2 protein-coding genes are annotated in these 958 nt (G+C 67.2%); both read left to right on the top strand.

All coding sequences use genetic code 11. The features are described 5' to 3' along the window. The coding region (locus JCM9942_RS16855) for a hypothetical protein (protein WP_343123498.1) at positions 1–589 on the top strand (589 nt) is incomplete at its 5' end. Positions 590–598: 9 nt separating this feature from the next. Continuing rightward, a complete protein-coding gene (locus JCM9942_RS16850) occupies positions 599–796 on the top strand; it encodes a helix-turn-helix transcriptional regulator (RefSeq protein WP_054660986.1) in 198 nt (65 codons plus the stop codon). The last annotated feature ends 162 nt before the right edge of the window (positions 797–958 follow it).

The following is a 958-nucleotide window of genomic DNA, read 5'->3' as shown; positions in this document are numbered from 1 at the left end:
TGCGCTGATGGCCCTGACCGCCACGCGCTGGCTGCTGCTTGCCGCGGTCATGGCCGCGCTCGCCAGTGGCGCGCTCCTCAAAGGCATGCCGCACGCTCCCGGTCCGATGCTCGCCGGCATTTTCGCCGGCCTGGCCATCGGCCTGCTGTTTGCCGTAGTGCTGCGCCGGCTGCTTCCCGATGCCTGCGACACCGCACCGCCGGTGCTGCGCAAGCGCTATACCCGCGAAATGATGGTCGCCCTGGGCGGCTACGTGGTGCTGCTGTTCAGCTCGATCGGGCTGCTCAAACACGTGGACAGCATTGGCCTGCGGGCGCTGGTCGCGCTGTTGCCGGTGCCGCCGATCGCGCTGATGCTGCGTGCGATGATCCGCTACATCCGCGATGCCGACGAGCTGCAGCAGCGTATCGAACTGCAGGCGGTCAGTTTCGCCACCGCGCTGGTCTCGCTGCTGTATCTGGGCGGCGGCCTGCTGCAGGTGGCGCGGGTGGTGGATGTGCCGGCCGGTGCGGCGATGATCTGGGTGTTCCCGCTGCTGTGCCTGGGCTATGGCCTGGTCAAGGCCGTGGTCGCCCGACGCTACCGCTGAAGCACCGGTATGGACAACCGCCTGCGCGAACTGCGTGATGCCTGCGGCTGGTCGCAAGGCGAGCTGGCCGAACGGCTGGCCGTTTCCCGGCAGACGGTCAATGCGCTGGAGACCGGCAAGTACGATCCCAGCCTGCCGCTGGCCTTCCGCATCGCACGACTGTTCGATCGCCGGATCGAGGAAATCTTCTTTCCCGACGTCACATAGCTGCCGCGACCGCGTCTGGATGCAGGCAGATCCGTTTGTTTCCTTCAACCGTGAGGGGCTGTTCCGATGATGTCCCGCAAGACCCAAACCATCCTCGCCCTGGCCGTCGTCGCCGGCCTTGTCGGTTACCGCATCACGCGGCCGGCGGCGGAGTCGCAAGCG

Origin of the sequence: Stenotrophomonas pictorum JCM 9942 (assembly GCF_001310775.1) — a bacterium.
Classification (GTDB): domain Bacteria; phylum Pseudomonadota; class Gammaproteobacteria; order Xanthomonadales; family Xanthomonadaceae; genus Stenotrophomonas; species Stenotrophomonas pictorum.
This window is presented reverse-complemented; position numbering and strand designations above follow the sequence as displayed.